This is a genomic window from Photorhabdus sp. RM323S, from assembly GCF_042879375.1.
GTDB lineage: Bacteria > Pseudomonadota > Gammaproteobacteria > Enterobacterales > Enterobacteriaceae > Photorhabdus > Photorhabdus tasmaniensis.
Genome location: NZ_JBHFKZ010000066.1, coordinates 1 through 23,678, shown reverse-complemented (window position 1 = coordinate 23,678; position 23,678 = coordinate 1). Strand labels below are relative to the sequence as shown.

Below are 23,678 nucleotides of genomic sequence, written 5' to 3'. Positions count from 1 at the left end.
AGTTATCTTGCCATTAACCAACTGATACGTCCGATACGTTTTGTGCCGGGAGAAGGTGATTCCCTGCACTTTTACGGCGCGGGTCATTTTGATGATATATCCACACAAGCTTGGTATGCCCGCTATGACCGTGGCCCTCTGCATATAACACCGATTAGAGGCGGCGAACCCGCCCTGGTCAGCGGGATCTGGCGAACCGATAGCTTGCCGGGCGAGCAGTACTTTTTTGCTCAGGGGGCTACAGCCTTCGATACTCAGGGCGCAGCATCGGGCACAACCGTATGGCATCTGATACGGGAAGCGGCGAATATGTGGGAATAACGGATTATCCACCGCCTCATCATGAAAGGAGAGAAGATGAAAACTTTGGATTATTTTGCCCAGTTAAGATCACAATTGGCTGCGTTTACCTTCCTCAATGGCGATGGGCTGACTGTTTCCCGTCTGGGTATCTCGATAACCCTGTTTTTTAAACAGGGTTACACCCCGGAGAAAAAACAGCGCATTCTGGCCTGTTATCGCCGCTTTCGCGAAGAATTTGGTGCCTACCTGCGTTTTCACCGTCATGAGCTAGAAGGGCTAAAAAAATATTCGCCCGAAAATATTGCCAAAGTGGAAGAGGGTATTCTTAATCAGAAAAAGAATCAGCCCTCTAGCTGGGTAGTCAGTGATGCAAAAAATATTTATGAAGCCCCCCACTATCTGATGCGTTATCTGGATTCCCGAGAAATTGATGGTGACGATGACAGCTCCTACCTGAGTCTGGTGCTGCCCTGGGATTATCTAAAGGAACAAGAGGGTATGGCTTGCTTTATGGCCTGGCTGGACTTTCTGTGTGAACAGCTTGAGCCTGACAGTGGGGACTGTGGTTACTGTCTGGTTTTACCCAGAGATTACCATGACTATTTTCCCCTGGAGTACCAGCTAGCGCAACGTTACCCTTCCCTGCAAGTCAATTCAGCGGTTCACACTGCGGTATTACAGTATGAACATTCCATCCGGGGTATTAACTGGATCACCCTGCTGTCCAAACGCTTTGTTAACCGACTGGGTGGGGAACATTGGATACGCAAGACGCTGGCGCGCTACCCGGATGTGGTGATTAGCCCTTACCGAAATGGTCTGATGATCCGGGCAGGTCAATACCCGGACTTAACACCACTACCGGGCAATGTCCCGACGAGTTATTTTGCCATTAACCAGCTGATACGCCCGATACGGGTTATTCCTCGTGAAGGCCATTCTCTGCATTTTTATGGTGAAGGACATTTTAATTCAACTTCCACGCTGGCCTGGTATGCCCGCTATGACTGTGGCCCTCTGCATATAACGCCGATTAGAGGCGGCGAACCCGCCCTGGTCAGCGGGATCTGGCGAACCGATAGCTTGCCGGGCGAGCAGTACTTTTTTGCTCAGGGGGCTACAGCCTTCGATACTCAGGGCGCAGCATCGGGCACAACCGTATGGCATCTGATACGGGAAGCAGAAAATAGAGAGGAGTCAATATAATGCGAAGTGTAGTAGAAGGAAGACAAATTATCCTTAACGGTGATACCACGACAACCGGAGGAAACGTTTTAAATGGTTCCGATTTGGTCAACCAACAACTGGAGGTTGCCCGTAAAGGTGACCCGGTATTTTGTCCCGCCTGTAAACAAACCGGCGCTATTGCGGAAGGTTCTAACTTGTTCAATATACAGGGAATACCTGTCGCACTGGCGGGACACCTTGTTAATTGTGGTTGCCCGACCGGAGCCTGTCGATTAAAGGTACGGTCATAAAGATCAAACGCCAAAGCCATTAATTAAAATACCCACAAAACACAAGGCAGGCTTTAAGCTGTTATTAAACGTCATTTTTTTAACTGATGATTTTAATCGGTATAAAGTTTTAACCGTTTTTTACCCCTTTTAACGCCTGCTTTTTATTAAGTTTAATCATCATCCGCTATCATGTTTTACGTTTAACAAACCCTAAACACCTCCACTTTTTATCTTTACCAACGCTGTTTTAGCCGCCTTTTTCAGAACTTAAATCCTGCCACATTAACCGTTTTATCCCTTTTTTATTGCATTATTTTTAGAGTGTTATCCGTAAAACAACCGTCGATAAAACGCTTTAATACCTATTCCGTTCGGATAATATTCTTTTATATGTGGATTTCTTTTCAACTCTCTTTTAACGGTTAATCATTTACGATTAAATACCATTAAATCCCCCGCTAAAAACTCGCATTTACCGAGTTAAATCCGACCTTGATAAAAAAGCCAAAAGCTTTAATACCTTTTCATTTGCATTTTCAAATAATCATGGCAGGTTAGGTAAATGTAAAATAAATCGCGCATAAAATTTTAATCCTTATTTTCACCCTTTTAATACGGGGTTTTTATTACATTTAATCATCATAAAATATCATGTTTTACGTTTAACAAACCCTAAATCTCTCCACTTTTTATCTTTACCAACGCTGTTTTACCCGCCTTTTTCAGAGTTTAAATCCTGTCACATTAACCGTTTTATCCCTTTTTTATTACATTACTTTTAGAGTTTTATCCGTAAAACAACCGTCGATAAAACGCTTTAATACCTGTTCCGTTCGGATAATATCCTTTTATATGTGGATTTCTTTTCAACTCTCTTTTAACGATTAATCATTTCCGATTAAATACCATTAAATCCGCAGCTGAAAAGTTGCATTTACCAAGTTAAATCCGACCTTGATAAAAAAGCCAAAAGCTTTAATACCTTTTCACTTGAATTTTTAAATACTCATGACAGGTTAGGTAAATGTAAAATAAATCGCGCATAAAATTTTAATCCTTGTTTTCACTCCTTTTAATACGGGGTTTTTATTACATTTAATCACCATAAAATATCATGTTTTACGTTTAACAAACCTTAAACCTCTCCACTTTTTATCTTTACCAACGCTGTTTTACCCGTCTTTTTCAGCACTTAAATCCTGCCACATTAACCGTTTTATCCCTTTTTTATTGCATGGTTTTTAGGGTTTTATCCGTAAAATAACCGTCGATAAAACGCTTTAATACCTATTCCGTTCGGATAATATTCTTTTATATGTGAATTTCTTTTCAACTCTCTTTTAACAGTTAATCATTTCCGATTAAATACCATTAAATCCCCCGCTAAAAACTCGCATTTACTGAGTTAAATCCGCCTTTTATATAAAAGCCAAAAGCTTTAATACCTTTTCATTTGCACTTTTAAATGTGCGTGACAGGTTAGGTAAATGTAAAACAAACCGCGTATAAAATTTTAATCCTTGTTTTCACCCCTTTTAACACGGACTTTTTATTACATTTAATCGTCATAACATAATACCGTATGAAAAAATTCCTCTTAAATACAAATCCATATCGTGGAATCACAAAACAGCGGGCACATCCGGCTATAGCATATGGGGAGATAGCATTTATTTATAATATATTCCAGCCCCCTAACAAAACCTCGTTATTTTCAATTTTAACGAGGTTTGTTTTTTTCATGATATACGTAAGAAATGCTATTAAATAACTATGATAGTTCACCAATAATCAGGCTTGATTGCTGGTTTCTGATGAGTAGACCCAACAGTCGTGTCACCAGCCATTTCGATTACAGAATATCAAGACGAGCATTCATATTGCGTCGAACCGCCCATATGGATTGACGTGTTCCCATATCAGTGGCGTTAAAGCTGCATAATCTCGGGACGTAAATTTTTCTTCCCAATGTGGTTGGGACAATATTTTCTGAATCATCAGTGTGTTGATGTAAATCATACAGTTTTAAATCCGGTGCAGCGCCAGCATGCTTACGTTTCATGAGATCTCAAATGGAGACGCTAAACGTATAGCTATTAGTTATACGATTGCTATAATGACTGTCTACCAATTTGCTACACAGGTGATTTATGAGAACACAACCTAAAGAAACCCCGATCAACATCCGGGCGAAAGCCTTTCAGCGGGAGCTTATTGACCATGCAGCAAACCTGCACTCAAAGACCCGAACTGATTTCATCTTGGATGCTGCCTGCCGCGCAGCCGAAGATGCCATACTCGATCAGCGCCACTTTTTCGTTAACGACGAAAAATATGATGTGTTCATGCAGATGCTGGAGCAACCGCTTCCTGATAATGCAGGTTTTAAAAAGCTCATGGGATATAAAGCACCATGGGAATAAGCGCCCCTGAAATATTAACGGCTGAACATAATATAAATGATTTTTATTGCCAGCATGAAACATTAAACGAATGGCTTTCACGCCGGGCTTTAAAAAATAATAAGCTCGGCGCGAGCCGCACATTTGTTATTTGCAAGGAAGGTACAAAAGACGTTATCGGTTATTATTGTCTAAGCGCCGGTTCAATTAATCATATTGAATCTACACCATCGCTTAAACGCAATATGCCAGATTCTATCCCTGTAGTGCTTCTCGGCCGTCTGGCTGTCGATGTGGAATATCAGGGGAAGAAGCTCGGGGCATTGCTTATCCAAGATGCTTGGAAGCGTGTCGCCAGCACGGCGGAACAGGTGGGCATTTCAGCTATAATCGTCCACGCACTTGATAAGAGCGCCCAAACGTTCTATACGCGTCTTGGCTTCGCCCAGTCGCCGTTGGAGCCATACACGCTGATGCTTCCATTAGGCAAACAGAACTAATTGTTGGTATTAAGGCCATCATGGTTCATGCCATGAACGAAAGATCCTGAACGTTCTACGGGCGGTACGAATTTGTACACAGGCGATTACTCTCCATTCTCACTATTTCAGCCCCAAAAGTGGTGCTGTCCAATCTGGAGGTTTTAATCGGTATAAAGTTTTAACCGTTTTTCTACCCCTTTTAACGCCTGCTTTTTATTACATTTAATCATCATCCGCTATCATGTTTTACGTTTAACAAACCCTAAATCTCTCCACTTTTTATCTTTACCAACGCTGTTTTATCCGCCGTTTTTAATCAGTCACTCCCCTTTATTTTATCTTCATAAATCAGAAAATAGATAACCTGATAATATAAAAATATCCCTTTCTGTTTTTCCGATAATCACTTCCTTTTTCAGCACTTAAATACCCGTCTATTCGGATAATATTCTTTCACATGCAGATTTCTTTTCAACTCTCTTTTAACGGTTAATCATTTTCGCTTAAATGCCATTAAATCCGCGGCTAAAAAATTGCATTTACTGAGTTAAATCCGCCCTTGATATAAAAACCAAAAGCTTTAATGGACATAGCCACCCACATGAACCTGAGCATCAGACATCAGCCGGTAAAAAATGATACTGTTGATAAAAGGGAATCGATTTCGCATTCGATTCGCGACTGGCACAGTAGGAATAGTTAATTTGTATGCCAACCTTTATCAGATTAACGTGCTGATCATTTATAAATTTTGGCTGGAAGCTATAATTCCGGATAGCGCGTTTTTCCGTTGATGGAATTTAAAAACATATTTGAATAAGTAATTAATTATGTGATTTTATTATCTTGTAATAATATCCAAATAATTTGTTTTTAATTGGAAATGATTTATTTGGTTATTAAATGACGTTAATTTTCATATTGATTATATTTTCGTATTATTACAGATAAATATATACGTAAATTGGTATTTATTTGAAATTATTTCATTCCGGTGTTAAATATAATTAGCGTTTACATTAGTTGTGTAATTTGATTATTATAAAATAATATGTAGTGAAGTTAGTTTACGTTTTATATGGGGGAATATGCATGTGTTTATTGTAACGTAATGATAAATAATGTTTTTATTGTTTTTTCTATTCCTTGGTTATTGGAGGGTGTTGATACTTATAAATACCTAATTTTATCTGAAATAATTTCAATCAGATATTAATGCTAAATGGACGAAATACAGCAAGGACTTAGCGCTCATGCCAGTGAATATATTCAGTAGATCCATTTTTATTTGGTTATGGAATTCGGCGTCAGTTAATAAAACATTGCGGTAGATCAAAGACGCGTATCTAAAAAACGGGAAAAAAATGGAATATCTTCTTCTGGTTCATCAAATGAACCATTTATTCCGCTATCTGGGAAATTATCGTCACATAATTGTTAATTATGCAGTTATTAACCGGACTATAACATCCCGCGCCTGAGAGAAAATATTGCCTGAGTATTTTCCGATGCCTGGCGTGCTTGTTGTTATTTCTCCAAAAAATAAAAGAAAAACATGGGTGATGGTTGTTGGGAATGACAGTTTTCAAATAGCTAACAGATTCGTTGAGGTCGTCAGTAGATGGAAGAGAGTATGACTAGAAAAGAAAGTGCCCTTGAAACGGCGTTGGTAAATATGTCGTCAGAAAAGGTGGGTAATGACATATCTGACCGAAAATTCAATGTGTTATCTGAGGTTGAACGTACATTGTTGCTGGAAACCTGGAACGCAACGGAAACAGCCTATCCTGACCGGTTATGTATTCATCAGTTGTTTGAGCAACAGGTAGAGAAAACCCCGGCAGCCACGGCATTAATTGTGGGAAATAAGACACTGAGCTATGCGGAACTGAATGCCCTTGCCAACCAGCTGGCCTGTCAACTGATTGAGCAGGGGATTTGCCCGGATGACCATGTGGCGATCCTGTTGGAACGTTCAGTTGAACTGGTCGTGTCTCAGCTGGCTATCCTTAAGGCTGGGGCGGTTTATGTCCCTGTTGATCCCAATGTACCGAATGAGCGGAAAAGCTGGCTGATAAACGATTGTGCCGCCAAGTTGCTATTGACTGATATGCAGACGGAAATCCCCGCTGACTTAGTTGTTCCGCGGCTCCGTCTTACCCGCGAGACAGAACCAATCCGAGGAGAAGACATTGGCAATCTCGATTTATTAGGTTCCAGTGTCGAGCCGGCGTATATCATGTACACCTCAGGTTCGACGGGTACACCAAAAGGGGTCATTGTGCCTCACCGGGCTGTAGTCCGTCTGGTCATCAATAATGGTTATGCCGACATCGAACCCAATGATCGAATTGCCTTCGCCGCTAACCCGGCTTTCGATGCCAGCACCTTCGAAGTTTGGGCCCCGTTGCTCAACGGTGCTGCGCTGGTGGTTATTGATCATACCACGTTGCTGACGCCGCTGGATTTTGTCCAGACGTTACAGGCGCATCGTATTACGGTCCTGTGGCTGAGCGTCGGGCTGTTTAACCGGCTGGCGGCGGAGCTGTCTCCGGTGTTGCCTCAACTTAAAATGCTGCTGGTCGGGGGAGATGTTCTCGATCCGCATGTGATTGCTCAAGTGCTGCGTAAGAGCCCGCCACAACAGTTGTTGAATGCCTACGGTCCAAGTGAGGGAACCACGTTTACCACGATCTACCGTATTGACCCGTTAACGTCGGGCACGACTTCCATCCCTATTGGTCGACCCATTGCCAACACCCGGGTTTATTTGCTGGATGCTGATGGTCAGCCGGTGCCGTTGGGGATGACCGGTGAAATTTATGTTGGTGGCGATGGGGTGGCCTGCGGTTATCTCAATCGCCCTGAACTGACCGCTGAACGTTTTCTGACGGATCCGTTTAGCGATAAACCGAATGCGCGTATGTACCGGACCGGGGATTTGGCCCGTTACCTGCCGGACGGCAATCTGGAATTCCTGGGCCGTAACGATCAGCAGGTGAAAATCCGCGGTTTCCGCATTGAACCGGGGGAAATTGAGGCCCGGCTGGTGGAATATCCGGCGATACGTGAAGCCGTGGTGCTGGCGTTAGGGGAGGGACAGGACAAACAACTGGTTGCCTATGTGCTGACCCAAGAGAATGACGGATTGGCCGCTCGCCTGCGTGAACACCTGAGTTCACGGTTGCCGGATTATATGGTACCGGTGGCCTTTGTACGTCTGGATGAGTTCCCATTAACGCCGAATGGTAAATTGGATCGCCGGGCGTTGCCGGCACCGGGGGAGGACGCTTTCGCCCGTCAGGTTTATGCAGCGCCGCTAGGAGAGAGGGAGAGTGTTCTGGCGACCCTTTGGAGCGAATTACTGGGTATTGAGCGAATTAGCCGGCATGACAGCTTCTTTGCATTGGGCGGTCATTCTCTGCTCGGCGTACGGATGATTGAACGTCTGCGCAGTCTGGGATTGACCCTGGCCGCCCGTAACCTGTTCCAGTGCCCGGCGCTGTCAGAATTGGCCCAGACATTGGAGCAACATCAGGCTGTCGTGGTGCCACCCAATATCATCACATTAGCGACCACGGCGTTGACGCCGGAGATGTTGCCGCTGATTGATCTGACCCAGCCTGAGATTGACCACATTATTGAACAGGTGCCGGGCGGGATTGCTAATGTTCAGGATATCTACGCCCTGTCGCCGTTGCAGGATGGTATCTTGTTCCATCATCTGCTGGCGAAGGAAGGTGACCCCTATCTGCTGGCCTATCCGATGATTTTTGCTGACCGGGTGCTGCTGGATCGCTATCTGGCGGCGATGCAACAGGTGGTTGATCGCCATGATATCTTGCGGACCGCGTTTATCTGGCAGGGATTATCTGCACCGGCGCAGGTGGTCTGGCGTCAGGTACCTTTATCGGTCACTGAACTGACCCTGAACCCGGCTGACGGGCCGGTTGGCGAGCAATTGGCTCACCGTTTTGACCCGCGTCAGTATCGTTTTGATCTGAGTCAGGCCCCATTGTTGCGCTTTGTGGTGGCGCAGGAAACCGATGGCCGCTGGCACGTGCTGCAATTGCAGCATCACTTGATTGGCGACCATACGACAATGGAAGTGATGCACCGCGAAGTACAGGTCTGTCTTGCCGGACAGGATGACAACTTACCGGTACCGGTTCCCTTCCGCAATCTGGTGGCGCAGTCTCGGCTGGATGTCAATCAGGCAGAGCATACCCGCTTCTTTACCGACATGCTGGCTGACGTGGATGAACCGACGCTGCCGTTTGGCCTGACCGAAGTGCATCGTGATGGTTCGCAGGTCACACAATCGTACCGGATGTTATCGCCGGCGTTAAACCACCGCCTTCGTCAGCAGGCAAAGCGTCTGGGCGTCAGTGTGGCAACATTGTGCCATCTGGCTTGGGCGCAGGTGCTGTCACGGACCAGCGGGCAGAAGAAAGTGGTGTTCGGCACGGTACTGTTTGGGCGCATGGCGGCGGGAGAAGGGGCTGATAGCGGCATGGGGCTGTTTATCAATACCTTGCCGCTGCGACTGGATATGGATGACACGCCGGTGCATGACAGTGTACGGCTGGCACAGTCCCGGCTGGCCGGCTTACTGGATTATGAACATACTTCACTGGCGCTGGCCCAGCGTTGTAGTGGGGTAGCGGGCGGTACGCCGCTGTTTAGCGCCCTATTGAACTACCGGCATAATGAGCAGCCGCTGATCCCGCATGAGACTGTGCCGGGTATTGAATTCTTGGGCGAACAGGAGCGGACCAACTACCCGTTTGTGCTGTCGGTGGAGGATGGCGGTGCTAATTTAGGGTTGACGGCGCAGGTAGTACAGCCGTTTGATCCGGACCGAGTGTGCAATTATATGCAGCAGGCGTTGGTCAGTCTGGCAGAGGCGCTGGAGCGGGCACCGGAAACGCCGGTACGGATACTGAACATTCTGCCTGAAACTGAACGAACATTATTGCTGGAAACTTGGAACGCGACCGAAACCCCGTATCCTGAGCAGTTATGCATTCATCAGTTGATTGAACAACAAGTAGAAAAAACGCCTGACGCCACAGCGTTGGTGTATGAGGGACAGACCCTGAGCTATGCCGAATTGAATGCCAATGCCAACCGGCTGGCCCATCAACTGATTGCACTGGGAGTAGTGCCGGATCAGCGGGTAGCGATCTGCATGGCAAGCTCACCGGCGCGGGTGGTGGGGTTGTTGGCGGCGCTGAAAGCCGGTGGCGCTTATGTGCCGCTGGACCCGGCTTATCCGGGGGAACGTCTGGCGCATATCCTGAATGATGCGGCCCCCTCAATAATATTGGCTGATCAGACCGGACGGCTAGCGTTGGACGAGGAAGCGCTGGCCGGGCTGACTCTGCTTGACCCGCATACCTTGCCTGATCAACCGGACAGCAACCCGCAAGTACCGGCGTTGACTTCCCGTCATCTGGCCTATGTGATTTACACCTCTGGCTCTACTGGCGTGCCCAAAGGGGTGATGGTTGAACATCGGGGGTTGGTCAATCTTATTCGGGATAAAATTGTCCAGTTTGGTATTCATTCTGGTAACCGGGTGTTGCAGTTCGCTTCATTTGGTTTCGATGCCAGTGTCTGGGAAACCATGATGGCACTGACTGGTGGCGCGAGTTTGGCTATTCCGGTCGACACGGTTCGTCAGGACCCGCACCGCCTCTGGCATTATCTGGAAGAGCAGGCAGTAACGCACGCGTGTTTGACTCCGGCTCTGCTACGGGATGGGGCTGATTTACCGGCGCTGACGATAAAGCCGACCGTAATACTGGGCGGTGAAACGCCCAGCCCGGCGCTGCTCCAGACATTGAGCCGCCAGGCCACGCTGTTCAATGCCTATGGCCCGACAGAAATTACCGTGTGTGCCACTCACTGGCGTTGTCCGTCAAACTATACCGATGCCTTGGTGCCTATTGGGCGTCCGACGGCGAATACCCGGATTTATCTGCTGGATGACTACGGGCAGCCAGTGCCATTGGGGGCAGTGGGGGAGTTGTATATTGGTGGTGCCGGTATGACGCGCGGCTATCTCAATCTCCCTGACCTGACTGACGAACGTTTCTTGGCTGACCCGTTTAGTGATGCAACTGATGCGAGAATGTATCGCAGCGGGGATTTGGCCCGTTATTTGCCGGATGGCAATCTGGTGTTTGTTGGCCGTAATGACCAGCAGGTTAAAATCCGTGGATTCCGGATTGAACCGGGTGAAATCGAAGCCCGGTTGACAGAATATCCTGCGGTGCGCGAAGCGTGGGTGCTGGCGCTGGGTGACGGGCAGGACAAACGTCTGGTCGCTTATATTGTGGCGGAAGAAGATAACGGATTGGCTGCCCGTTTGCGTGAACATCTGAGTGCTGTTTTGCCTGATTATATGGTGCCGGCGGCTTTTGTGCGTCTGGACGCCTTCCCGTTGACGCCAAACGGCAAGCTAGATCGCCGGGCGCTGCCGGTGCCGGATCAACATGCCTTTGCCCGTCAGATTTACGCAGCACCACAAGGGGAGATAGAAACTGCATTGGCGGCTATCTGGCGTGAATTATTAGGTATCGAGCAGATAGGCCGGTATGACAACTTCTTTGCGTTGGGTGGTCATTCACTGTTGGCGGTACGGGTCATGAATCGTATCGCCGCTTTCGGTGTTGAGCTGCCGCTGGTTGCCTTATTTACCTCACCGTCGCTTGCGGCCTTTGCGGAGAGGATCAGCGTCCAACGCAATGAGGGACGGGATAGATTGTCTGAGATTATTCCTGTATCCCGTGATAGCGCTTTACCGCTGTCATTCGCTCAACAGCGTCTGTGGTTCCTGGCGCAGTTTGATGGTGTCAGTGATACCTATCATATTCCGCTGGCCTGGCGTTTACAGGGGCAGCTTAACCTTCCTGCCTGGCAACAGGCGTTGAATCGTCTGTTTGCCCGCCACGAAGCGCTGCGTTCGGTCTTTATCACGGTTGATGGTCAGCCTCAGGTTGAACTGTTGCCTGCGGAATTTGGTTTGCCGGTGAAAAAATACGATCTGCGTAAAGCGGCTAAAGGGGATGAGCAACTTAAGCGCCTGTGTGCACAGGAAGCCGAAACGCCGTTTGATCTTGCCTGCGGTCCCTTAATCCGTTGCGCACTGATACAACGGGCCGACGAGGATTACGTTTTCTTGCTGACCCAACATCACATTGTTTCTGACGGCTGGTCTTTAGAAATACTTCAAACAGAATTGGGATCGCTTTATTCGGCCTGTTTGAATGAGCAGCCTGATCCGTTGCCGCCGCTGGCGATTCAATATCCTGATTACGCCGCGTGGCAGCGTAAGGCGTTCTCCGGTCAGGGCTTACAGGCACAGGGTGATTACTGGTGCCGTACGCTGGTGGATGCGCCGGTATTGCTGGAATTGCCGACAGATCGGCCCCGTCCATCCCAGCAATCATTTACCGGTGGTCGGGTACCGGTACAGATTGATGCCCCGTTGGCGCAGGCCCTGAAACAGTTGGGACAACAGCACGGCACCACATTATTTATGACATTACTGACTGCTTGGGCCGCGCTGTTGTCGCGCCTGTCCGGGCAGGATGATCTGGTGATTGGCATACCGAGTGCCAACCGCAACCGGCGGGAAATTGAGCCGCTGATCGGATTCTTTGTCAATACGCTGGCATTGCGCATTGATTTGTCCGATACACCGGATGTGGTCACGCTGCTCCGGCGTGTGCGGCAGACGACACTGGGCGCACAGGAACATCAGGATCTGCCTTTCGAACAGGTGGTTGAGATCGTCCAACCGCCCCGCAGACCAGAACATACCCCGCTATTTCAGGTGATGTTCGCTTGGCAGGAGAGTGATACAGAAGAGTGGCGACTGCCGGGATTAGCGGTGACACCAGTGGTACAGGGATATGATATTGCTAAATTCGATCTGCAACTGGAATTGACGGAGAAGGCGGGTGAGGTTGTTGGGGAGCTGAATTATGCTTCTGCCCTGTTCGACCCTGAAACGATTGAAAGGCAGGTCGGCTATTTGCTGGCTCTATTGCGGGCGATGGTGAACCATCCTCAACAATCCGTCACGACCGTGGATATTTTGTCATCCACTGAGCGGACATTATTGCTGAAAACCTGGAATGCGACCGCAGCGCTGTATCCTGAACAGTTGTGTGTTCATCAGTTGGTTGAGCAACAGATGGAGAAGACCCCGGACGCCATAGCGGTAAGGTATGAAAACCAGACGCTCAACTATGCTGAACTGAATGCTCGTGCTAACCGGTTGGCTCATCAACTGATTGCATTAGGCGTAATACCGGACCAACCAGTAGCCATTTGTGTGACACGATCACTGGAGAGAATCGTGGGATTGCTGGCGGTGTTGAAAGCGGGCGGGGCTTATGTGCCATTGGATCCGGCTTATCCGGGTGAACGTCTGGCTTATCTGCTCACTGATGCTGCGCCAGCTATTTTGCTGGCGGATAATATTGGACGGGCGGCACTGGGTGAAGAGGCTTTGGCGACGCTAACCGTGCTTGATCCAAATATCCTGCCGGATCAGCCGGACAGCAACCCGCAGGTGCCTAACCTGACGTCACGGCATCTGGCGTATGTGATTTACACTTCCGGCTCTACGGGGAGACCGAAAGGGGTGATGATAGAACATCAGAGTGTGGTTAACCTGACGGTGGAACAAATTGCCCGGTTTGATGTTGATGTAACCAGCCGGATGTTGCAGTTTGCCTCATTTGGCTTCGATGCCAGTGTCTGGGAAATTATGATGGCATTGAGCAGTGGGGCTACGCTGGTTATTCCGACTGAAACAGTCCGGCAAGACTCGCACCGTCTCTGGCATTACCTGGAAGAACATGCTGTGACGCACGCCTGCCTGACACCGGCCATGCTCCACGATGGTGCCGGTTTGCCGGCGATAACCATCAAGCCCACATTAATCTTCGCAGGAGAAGCGCCAGCCACCACCCTGTTCCAGACATTGTGTGGTCGGGCCAATTTGTTCAACGCTTATGGCCCGACGGAAATCACAGTTTGCGCCACCATCTGGAATTGCCCGTCAGACTATACGGGGGGATTAATTCCCATCGGTAGCCCGACAGTCAACAAACGTGTCTATCTGTTGGACAAACACGGTCAACCGGTACCGTTGGGCACGGTAGGTGAGTTATATATTGGTGGTATCGGTGTAGCGCGTGGTTATCTCAATCGCCCTGAACTGACCGCCGAACGTTTCCTCGTTGATCCGTTCAGTAACGAAACGGATGCCCGGATGTATCGCAGCGGGGATTTAGCCCGTTACCTGCCGGACGGCAATCTGGTGTTTGCCGGTCGTAATGACCAGCAGGTTAAAATCCGTGGTTTCCGTATTGAGCCGGGGGAAATAGAGGCGCATCTGACCGAACATCCGGCGGTGAGTGAAGCGTTGGTACTGGCGTTGGGTGACGGTCAGAATAAGCGTTTAGTTGCCTATGTAGTGGCAAATAATGTGGTGGCAGAAGTGGATAACGGACTAGCCGCCAGTCTACGTGAACACCTGAGTGATATTTTACCTGACTATATGGTACCGGCGGCTTTTGTGCGTCTGGATATTTTTCCGTTGACTCCGAACGGTAAATTGGATCGCCGAGCGTTGCCGGCACCTGATCAACACGCCTTTGCCCGCCAGGTTTATGAAGCGCCGCAAGGGGAAATTGAGAGCGTGCTCGCCACTATCTGGAGTGAATTGCTGGGGGTTGAGCAGATTAGCCGGCACGACAATTTCTTTGTGCTGGGTGGTCACTCGTTGCTTGCTGTGCGGATGATTGAACGTTTACGGCGTAGGGGGTTGGGCGTATCGGTTCAAACGTTATTCCAGCATCCGGTACTCAGTGTTTTGGCTCAGTCTCTGGCTCAACATCATGAAATCCCGGTACCTGACAACCGTATTACATCGGATACCATTACGCTGACGCCAGAAATGTTACCGTTGATTGATCTGACGCAGCCTGAGATTGACCGCATTATTGAGCAGGTCCCGGGCGGGATTGCCAACATTCAGGATATCTATGCCTTGTCACCGCTACAGGATGGCATTTTATTCCACCATTTGCTGGCAAACGAAGGCGATCCTTATCTGCTGATAACCCAACAGGCTTTTGCGGATCGGTCTTTGCTGGACCGTTATCTGGCCGCAGTTCAACAGGTGGTTGACCGCCATGATATTCTGCGTACCGCTTTTATCTGGGCGGGGTTATCAGCTCCCGCTCAGGTGGTTTGTCGTCAGGTTCCCTTATTCATCACAGAATTGACACTCAATCCGGCTGACGGATCGATCAGTGACCAACTGGCCCAACGTTTTGACCCACGCCGGCATCGTATTGACCTGAGTCAGGCACCGTTGTTGCGATTTGTCATGGCACAGGATACTGATGGCCGCTGGATCCTGCTGCAACTGCTGCATCACCTGATTGGTGACCACACCACGCTGGAAGTGATGAACAGCGAAGTGCAGGCGTACCTTACCGGACGGGGAAACCGCTTGCCGGCTTCGACACCTTTCCGTCATTTGGTGGCGCAGGCCCGGTTGGGTTCCAGCCAGCCAGAGCATACCCGTTTCTTTACCGATATGCTGGCAGAAGTGGATGAGCCGACGTTGCCGTTCGGATTGACGGAAGTTCATCATGACGGCTCACAGGTGACGGAATCGCACAGAATGCTGACGCTTGCACTGAATAACCGTCTGCGTCATCAGGCCCGGCGTTTGGGCGTCAGTGTGGCGGCGCTGTGTCATTTGGCCTGGGCGCAGGTGTTGTCGCGCACCAGTGGGCAGAAACAAGTGGTGTTCGGCACCGTATTGTTTGGGCGTATGCAGGCCGGTGAAGGGGCTGACAATGGCATGGGACTGTTTATTAATACCTTGCCGTTGCGGTTGGATATGGATGAAACCCCGGTGCAGGAGAGTGTACAGTCCACCCATACCCGATTGGCGGGCTTGCTAACGCATGAACATGCCTCACTGGCACTGGCTCAACGTTGCAGTGGGGTAGCCAGTGGGACACCGTTGTTCAATGCGCTGTTGAATTACCGACATAATACCCAGCCGGTCACGCCGGATGAAATCATCAGCGGTATTGAATTCCTTGGCGCACAAGAGCGGACCAACTACCCGTTTGTGTTGTCGGTAGAGGATGGGGGTTCCGATCTGGGGCTGACTGCTCAGGTAGTACAACCATTTGATCCAGAACGGATATGCGGTTATATGCAACAGGCGCTGGAAAGTTTGGCGGCGGCGCTTGAACAAGCACCGGAAACGCCGGTACAGACGTTAGAAATCCTGCCGGAAACAGAACGAACATTATTGCTGAAAACCTGGAATGCAACCGAAGCACCGTATTCTGACCGATTATGTATTCATCATCTGTTCGAGCAACAGGTGGAGAAAACCCCGGATGCCACCGCGTTGGTAGATGAAAACCAATCCCTTAGCTATGCGGAATTGAACACGTGCGCCAACCGGTTGGCCCACCAGCTTATCGCACTGGGCGTCGTGCCGGATCAACGGGTGGCGATTTGTGTGGCAAGCTCACCAGCGCGGATAGTCGGGCTGTTGGCAGTATTGAAAGCGGGTGGTGCTTACGTGCCATTGGATCCGGCCTATCCGGGTGAACGTCTGGCCCATATTTTGACCGATGCGGCACCAGCTATTTTGTTGGCAGATAATACCGGACGTTCAGCACTAAATGAGCAAATACTTTCCGAGCAGACGGTGCTTGATCCAAATTCATTACCTGATCAGCCGGACAGCAACCCACAAATATCGGCATTGACTTCCCGTCATCTGGCCTATGTGATTTACACCTCTGGCTCGACTGGTACCCCGAAAGGGGTGATGGTTGAACATGGTGGGCTGGTCAACCTTATCCGGGATAAAATCGCCCAGTTTGGCATCCATTCCTATAGCCGGATGTTGCAATTTGCTTCATTTGGTTTCGATGCCAGTGTCTGGGAAATTATGATGACATTAGGCAGTGGTGCCAGCCTGGCGATCCCTGACGATGCTGTTCGTCAGGATCCGCGCCGCCTCTGGCATTATCTGGAAGCGCAATCGGTGACGCACGCTTGTTTGACTCCCGCCCTGTTGCGGGATGGCGCTGATTTACCGGCGATGACCACCAAACCGACATTAATACTGGGCGGTGAGGCTCCCAGTGTGGCCTTGCTCCAGGCACTGAGTGGCCGGGCAACGGTATTCAACGCCTATGGCCCGACAGAAATCACCGTTTGCGCCACCGTCTGGCGTTGTCCATCAGACTATCAGGATGGATCCATCCCTATTGGACGTCCGACGGCTAACACCTGTGTTTATCTGTTGGATGCCCTTAGTCAGCCGGTGCCGTTGGGAACGGTGGGTGAGCTGTATATTGGTGGTGCTGGTGTGGCTCGCGGCTATCTTAATCGCCCTGAACTGACCGGCGAACGTTTCCTTGCTGATCCGTTTAGTGACGCCGCCAATGCAAGGATGTATCGCTCCGGGGATTTGGTTCGCTATCTGCCGGATGGCAATCTGGTCTTTATTGGCCGCAACGACCAGCAGATTAAAATCCGGGGTTTTCGGATTGAACCGGGGGAAATCGAAGTTCGACTGACAGAATATTCCGCAGTACGCGAAGCATTGGTATTGGCGCTGGGTGATGGGCAGGATAAACGTCTGATTGCCTATGTGGTGGCAGAAGCGGATGACGGGCTGGTTAACCGTCTGCGTGAACATCTGAGCGCGTCATTGCCTGACTACATGGTGCCGGCGGCCTTTGTGCGTTTGGATGCATTCCCGCTGACGCCTAACGGCAAACTGGATCGCCGGGCGCTCCCGGCACCGGGAGAGGATGCTTTTGCCCGTCAGATTTACACGCCGCCGCAAGGGGAAACAGAAACCACACTGGCGGCTATCTGGCGTGAATTACTGGGTGTTGAGCAGATAGGCCGGTATGACAGCTTCTTTGCCTTGGGCGGCCATTCATTGCTCGCTGTGCGGATGGTTGAACGCTTGCGTAATGTGGGTTTAACGCTGGCAATCCGTGATCTGTTCCAATCGCCGGTGCTGGCTGAACTGGCTCAAACATTGAGGTTGGATCAAACCACAGTCGTACCGGCCAACGTTATTACACCGGCAACGACGGTGTTGACACCGGAAATGTTACCGCTGATTGATCTCACTCAATCTGAGATTGATCACATCGTCGGGCAAGTTCCGGGTGGGATCAGTAATATTCAGGATATCTATGCATTATCGCCGTTACAGGACGGTATTTTGTTCCATCATCTATTGGCAAACGAAGGTGACCCCTATTTGCTGGCTGGTCAGATGGCTTTCGCTGATCGGCCTTTGTTGGATCGTTATCTGGCGGCGGTTCAACAGGTGATTAACCGCCATGACATCCTGCGTACTGCTTTTATCTGGGAAGGATTATCGGCTCCTGCTCAGGTGGTTTGCCGTCAAGTGCGATTGTCGGTGATTGAACTGACGCTGGATCCGGCTGACGGGCCGGTCAGTGACCAGTTATCGCGACATTTTGATCCGCGCCGGCATCGGATTGATTTGGGACAAGCGCCGTTGTTGCGCTTTGTCGTGGCACCGGAGACCGATGGCCGCTGGATTGTCCTGCAACTGATGCATCATCTGATTGGTGACCATACCGCGCTGGAAGTGATGAGCAACGAAGTTCAGGCCTATCTTAGTGGACAGCTTGACGGACAGGAAAGCAATCTGCCTACGCCGGCACCTTTCCGCAATCTGGTAGCACAGGCCCGGCTGGGGGTGAGTCAGGAGCAGCATGTTCGCTTCTTTACCGACATGTTGGCTGGGGTGGATGAACCCACGTTGCCGTTCGGATTGACAGAGGTACGTCATGATGGTTCGCAAATGACAGAATCGCACCGGATGTTGACCACAGAGCTGAATGACCGCTTACGCGGCCAGGCCAGACGTCTGGGTGTGAGCCTGGCCGCCTTGTGTCATTTGGCCTGGGCGCAGGTATTATCACGAACCAGCGGACAACAACAAGTGGTGTTCGGTACCGTACTGTTCGGGCGCATGGCGGCAGGGGAAGGGGCTGATAATGGCATGGGACTGTTTATCAATACCTTACCGCTACGGCTGGATATGGATAATACCCCGGTACAGGACAGTGTACAGGCGGCACATAGCCGGCTGGCGGGGTTGTTGACACATGAACATGCGTCACTGGCGCTGGCTCAACGTTGCAGTGGGGTACAGGGTGGAACTCCACTGTTCAGTACCTTGCTGAACTACCGGCACAACGCATTGCCGACGGCTTCGAATGAAATCATGGACGGTGTTGAATTCCTTGGCGCACAGGAGCGGACCAACTATCCGTTTACGCTGTCAGTGGAAGATTTTAGTGAAGCGTTGGGTTTAACCGCGCAAATTGCCCAGCCATTTGACCCGGAGCGAGTGTGTGGTTATATGCAACAGGCGCTGGAAAGTTTGGTGGAGGCACTTGAACAGGCCCCGGAAACGCCGGTGCGGATGCTGGAAATCCTGCCTAAAGCAGAGCGGAATTTGCTGCTGAAAATCTGGAACGCCACTGAAACAGCGTATCCTGACCAACGGTGCATTCATCAACTGTTTGAACAACAAGTGGAGAAAACCCCTGATGCCACGGCGTTGATCTATGAAGAACAAACCCTCAGTTATGCGGAACTGAACGCCAGTGCCAACCGGCTGGCTCATCAATTAATTGCACTGGGTGTGCAGCCTGATCAACGGGTGGCGATTTGTGTGAAGCGTTCACCATCAAGGATTGCCGGGCTATTGGCAGTACTGAAAGCGGGTGGTGCCTACGTGCCGCTGGATCCGGCTTATCCGGGTGATCGTCTGGCTTACATGCTCAATGATGCTACCCCATCGGTGGTACTGGCGGATAATACCGGGCGTGCCGCACTGGGTGAAGAAGCGCTTGGGAAATTAACCGTACTTGACCCGAATACTCTACCTGACCAGCCGGACAACAACCCGCAGGTTCCTGTGTTAACTTCACGGCATCTGGCCTATGTGATTTATACTTCCGGCTCGACCGGGATGCCGAAAGGGGTGATGGTTGAACATCGTGGGTTGGTCAACCTTATCCGGGATAAAATCAGCCAGTTTGACATTCATTCCCATAGCCGGATGCTGCAATTTGCTTCATTTGGTTTCGATGCCAGTGTCTGGGAAATCATGATGGCATTGTGTGGTGGTGCCACTCTGGACATTCCTGCCGACACGGTTCGTCAGGATCCGCTGCGCCTTTGGCATTATCTGGAAGCACAGGCGGTGACTCACGCCTGCCTGACACCGGCTCTGCTGCGGGATGGTGCCGATTTACCGGAAATAACCATAAGACCAACATTGATACTGGGTGGAGAAGCGCCCAGTGCGGCGCTGCTCCAGGCACTGCGCGGCCGGGCCACGCTGTTCAATGCTTATGGCCCGACAGAAATCACGGTATGTGCCACCACCTGGCGTTGTCCGACAGATTATACAGATACATTAATTCCCATCGGACGTCCGACGGCCAACACCTGTATTTATCTGCTGGATGCCTGCGGCCAGCCGGCCCCATTGGGAGCGGTAGGGGAATTATATCTTGGTGGTGATGGTGTCGCGCGTGGCTATCTCAATCGTCCTGACCTGACCGCTGAACGTTTCCTGACTGACCCGTTTAGTCAGACACCGGATGCACGGATGTACCGAACCGGGGATTTGGCCCGCTACTTGCCGGATGGCAACCTGGTCTTTATTGGCCGTAACGACCAGCAAGTTAAAATCCGGGGATTCCGTATTGAACCGGGTGAGATCGAAGCCCGGCTGACGGAGTTCCCGGCGGTACGTGAGGCTATCGTACTGGCTCTGGGTGACGGGCAGAATAAACGGCTGGTGGCTTATGTGGCGGCACCAGCGGATGATGGATTGGCGACCTGTTTGTACAGCCATCTGAGAGCACGGGTGCCTGACTACATGGTACCGGCGGCTTTTGTCCGTCTGGACGCATTCCCGCTGACCGCTAACGGCAAGTTGGATCGCCGGGCACTGCCGGAACCTGATCAGAATGCGTTTGCTCATCAAGCCTATGAAGCGCCGCAAGGGGAAGTTGAGATCGCATTAGCGGCTATCTGGCGTGAATTGCTGGAAGTTGAGCAAATAGGCCGGTATGACAATTTCTTTGCATTGGGTGGACATTCGCTGCTGGCCATGCGGATGATAAACCTCGCCGCAGGTCGGGGTTTGATGTGTACATTGAATAATCTATTCCAATACCCTGAGCTGGCTGAACTGGTATCAAAAATCACATTAGATCCATTGTCTCAGCCGCAAAGCAGTGCGATACCCGTACGGCCTGACGGCATGGAACCGCCGCTATTCTTTGTGCCTAGCGGCATGGATGATTATTCTTATGTCTTCGGACTGGCTCAACATATTCAGTCAGACTATCCGATTTATGCCTTGCCTTGGCCGTCCATCAATGAGGAACAGGTATCAACGATTGAAGCGTTGGCTGCCAAAATGATCACCTTCATGAAGGTGGTTCAACCGGAAGGCCGATACCGGATCTACGGTTACTCTTCTGGTGGTGTATTGGCTTATGCCATTGCCCAGCAACTGTTGAACGCCGGTGAGACCGTCGATTTCCTGGGGTTGATTGATACGCCTGCCCCTCACTGCTTCAAGCAGCAGGTCATTCAACCGAAACTCCAGTTTCTTGCCGAACTGGCAAAACAGTCGGGTGGGGAACATGAAGAGGAGATTGCGGTATTGCATCAGAGAATCGATAAACTGAATTTGGTGCAATTTATTGCTGCGGCGCAGGAACTGGAATTATACCCGGCAAATCTGCGTCCTGACTTAATCGCAAAACGTTGGGAACAGATGGGAAATTATGTGCAAATGGTCAAAGAATATGAACCACAAGCCTTGGCGATAACGCTCCATCAGTTCTATGCGATGGAGTCTTATCCGCAGATCCCTTTCGTGACGGAAGCCACATTGCCCTCCTTGAGTATGGAACCGTCGTTAGGCTGGAAGCAGGTCGTGCCTGATTCTTCGCTCCAGCTAACCTCTGTACCGGGCGACCACTTTAGCCTGATGGAGGATAGTGAAAATAAAACCATTTTGGCTAAAACCTTAAGCATGGCGTTGGCAATGAATTGTGAAATGGAGGCGGTGTAATATCGGTGATATTGCAGGAATAGCAAGCGATTATTGACGGCGGATGTTGTCCGGTTAAAGACGTATATAATGGCCGGACACTTCTTCCCAAGTAAATGCGCTAATTGTTAAACCGATTAAGAAGCATGGAGGGTATTGCTCTATTTAGAAAAGCAAATTATCCCTGATTTATGGAGTTCTTATACTTTCATCATTATTATTACTATTCAGTGTGCTGTGAAGATGAATATATCGCTTTATCTGAGCCACAGTATAGTAGATATTTTGCAAAAATATCACTAATAATATCCTTATTAATTCATTGTTTCTGACTATTCCCATCATACATATTATGCATCACAGAATTTATTCTCATTCGCATTAACCTGACTGATAATGATTTCTTTTTTACTTCTTCTACTAAGTACGTGGCTTATATATGTTGTGAATATAAAAATGACTTTTGGTGTGTGAGGTTTTTTCATAAATACTTGATAAATAATAAAATATTAATATATCGCTGAGCTAAATTGCCCTATTAATAATAAAACAGATAACCCGATATCACCTTATAAAAATAAATGCAATATTTTTTTAAAAAAACGCCATATCGTTTATGTTATGTTTATATATTATGTGTTTTTTCTGCCATAGATCAGTTCTTATGACTGATTTATCTTGTACGAAAAGTGCTATAGGATAAAAAATGTCTTGCTTTTATATAAAACTGTTTGGAAAATCGCCTTTTCCTAGGAAATAGCTTGTCTGGTAAATTCATTTATTTATTGGTACAGGAGTTGTCGGTTTTCTCTTATTTGTTGCCTGGTTATCTGCCTGCTTTGAAATATCTGAATCCGGTTTTTTGTTTCTGAGATGCGTAATGGCATGGCCATCATGCCATTCACTCCATCTTTATTTTTTAAGGAACTACTGGTGATGCGGCGTTTTCAAAAAGAGCCCACTAAAGCGCGTATTAATATCAAATTAGATATACACACTGGTGGTGCGCAGAAAAAAGTTGAGTTGCCGCTGAAATACAAATTATCACCTTATGGGCCTCGGTACACGGCTATGGGCGGTAGCGTACTTGAAGCGACTGAGTAGCAAGCAGGAGAAAATGATGAACAACACAACCCCGGCGATCATCTTTGATCACAGCCGCTACAAACTGAAAGTGTGGAAAAATACCGCGCCACTGGATGTGGTGGCATTTAGCGGGCAGGAATTCTTAAGCCGGCCTTTTCGTTACACCATTGAATTCACCAGCCCGGTGAAGGATATCAAACCGGCGCAGATGCTGATGCGGGACGCCGCGTTTACCCTGACATCGCCTGCGATTAATCCGGGAATGCGAGGCATGCCGGTGATACCGCCGGCACCGTTGCGCACAATCTACGGCGTGATCAGTGGATTTAAACTGTTGTCCACCTCGCAGGATGAAAGCCATTACGAAGTGACCCTGGAGCCGCGACTGGCCCTGTTGTCACGAAGCCACCAATTCGCGATTTATCAAAAGATGTCGGTACCGGAAATTGTGGAAAAAATCCTGCGTGAACGTCACGGTTTTCGTGGTCAGGATTTCTTATTCACCCTGGCGTACCCCTGCCCGAAGCGGGATCAGGTGATGCAATACGGCGAAGACGACTTGCATTTTGTGCAACGCCTGCTGGCGGAAGTGGGGATCTGGTACAAACTGACGGCGGACGACCGGCTGAAAATTGATGTGGTGGAGTTTTACGACGATCAGCGTTACTACCAGTTGAATGTCTATATGCCGGCCCGCAATCCGTCAGGGATGCACGGCGGGGAGGAAGACGCGGTGTGG

The 23,678-nt window shown here is 49.4% G+C and carries 6 protein-coding genes and 4 pseudogenes; 9 read left to right on the top strand and 1 reads right to left on the bottom strand.

Features of this window, described 5'->3' with window-relative positions; translation table 11 throughout:
* The 4 genes and pseudogenes from ACGF7G_RS19865 to ACGF7G_RS19850 all read left to right on the top strand — a co-directional run.
* Positions 1 to 321: pseudogene (locus ACGF7G_RS19865) on the top strand (hypothetical protein); the annotation flags it as partial.
* Between the two features lie 36 nt (positions 322 to 357).
* Entirely contained in the window at positions 358 to 1,509 is a 1,152-nt protein-coding gene (locus ACGF7G_RS19860) for a DUF3396 domain-containing protein (RefSeq protein ID WP_387467786.1), read from the top strand.
* Complete coding sequence (locus ACGF7G_RS19855; protein ID WP_133813395.1) at positions 1,509 to 1,781, top strand: PAAR domain-containing protein; 273 nt, start codon at positions 1,509 to 1,511, stop codon at positions 1,779 to 1,781. The genes ACGF7G_RS19860 and ACGF7G_RS19855 overlap by 1 nt, the downstream gene beginning before the upstream one ends.
* A 1,554-nt stretch (positions 1,782 to 3,335) precedes the next feature.
* Positions 3,336 to 3,443, top strand: a pseudogene (locus tag ACGF7G_RS19850) (type VI secretion system tube protein Hcp); the annotation flags it as partial.
* Between the two features lie 195 nt (positions 3,444 to 3,638).
* Here ACGF7G_RS19850 and ACGF7G_RS19845 read toward each other — a convergent pair.
* Positions 3,639 to 3,782 (bottom strand): annotated as a pseudogene (locus ACGF7G_RS19845) (Tn3 family transposase); the annotation flags it as partial.
* 131 nt (positions 3,783 to 3,913) lie between these two features.
* Here ACGF7G_RS19845 and ACGF7G_RS19840 point away from each other — a divergent pair.
* The 5 genes and pseudogenes from ACGF7G_RS19840 to vgrG all read left to right on the top strand — a co-directional run.
* On the top strand, positions 3,914 to 4,186 hold the full coding sequence (locus ACGF7G_RS19840; protein ID WP_133814735.1) for a DUF1778 domain-containing protein: 273 nt from the start codon (positions 3,914 to 3,916) through the stop codon (positions 4,184 to 4,186).
* Positions 4,177 to 4,665: a GNAT family N-acetyltransferase gene (locus ACGF7G_RS19835; RefSeq protein ID WP_387467783.1), complete on the top strand. Its 489-nt coding sequence runs from the start codon at positions 4,177 to 4,179 to the stop codon at positions 4,663 to 4,665. The genes ACGF7G_RS19840 and ACGF7G_RS19835 overlap by 10 nt, the downstream gene beginning before the upstream one ends.
* A 1,615-nt stretch (positions 4,666 to 6,280) precedes the next feature.
* A complete protein-coding gene (locus ACGF7G_RS19830) occupies positions 6,281 to 21,874 on the top strand; it encodes an amino acid adenylation domain-containing protein (protein WP_387467781.1) in 15,594 nt (5,197 codons plus the stop codon).
* A gap of 915 nt (positions 21,875 to 22,789) precedes the next feature.
* Positions 22,790 to 22,888 (top strand): annotated as a pseudogene (locus tag ACGF7G_RS19825) (type VI secretion system contractile sheath small subunit); the annotation flags it as partial.
* Between the two features lie 85 nt (positions 22,889 to 22,973).
* Positions 22,974 to 23,678: type VI secretion system tip protein VgrG (gene vgrG / locus ACGF7G_RS19820; RefSeq protein WP_387467779.1), on the top strand; the 705-nt coding region annotated here is incomplete at its 3' end.

Coding starts and splice junctions, on each gene's coding strand:
- ACGF7G_RS19835 (WP_387467783.1), top strand. CDS start 4,177: ATGGGAATAAGCGCCCCTGAAATATTAACGGCTGAACATAATATAAAT.
- ACGF7G_RS19840 (WP_133814735.1), top strand. CDS start 3,914: ATGAGAACACAACCTAAAGAAACCCCGATCAACATCCGGGCGAAAGCC.
- ACGF7G_RS19860 (WP_387467786.1), top strand. CDS start 358: ATGAAAACTTTGGATTATTTTGCCCAGTTAAGATCACAATTGGCTGCG.
- ACGF7G_RS19855 (WP_133813395.1), top strand. CDS start 1,509: ATGCGAAGTGTAGTAGAAGGAAGACAAATTATCCTTAACGGTGATACC.
- ACGF7G_RS19830 (WP_387467781.1), top strand. CDS start 6,281: ATGACTAGAAAAGAAAGTGCCCTTGAAACGGCGTTGGTAAATATGTCG.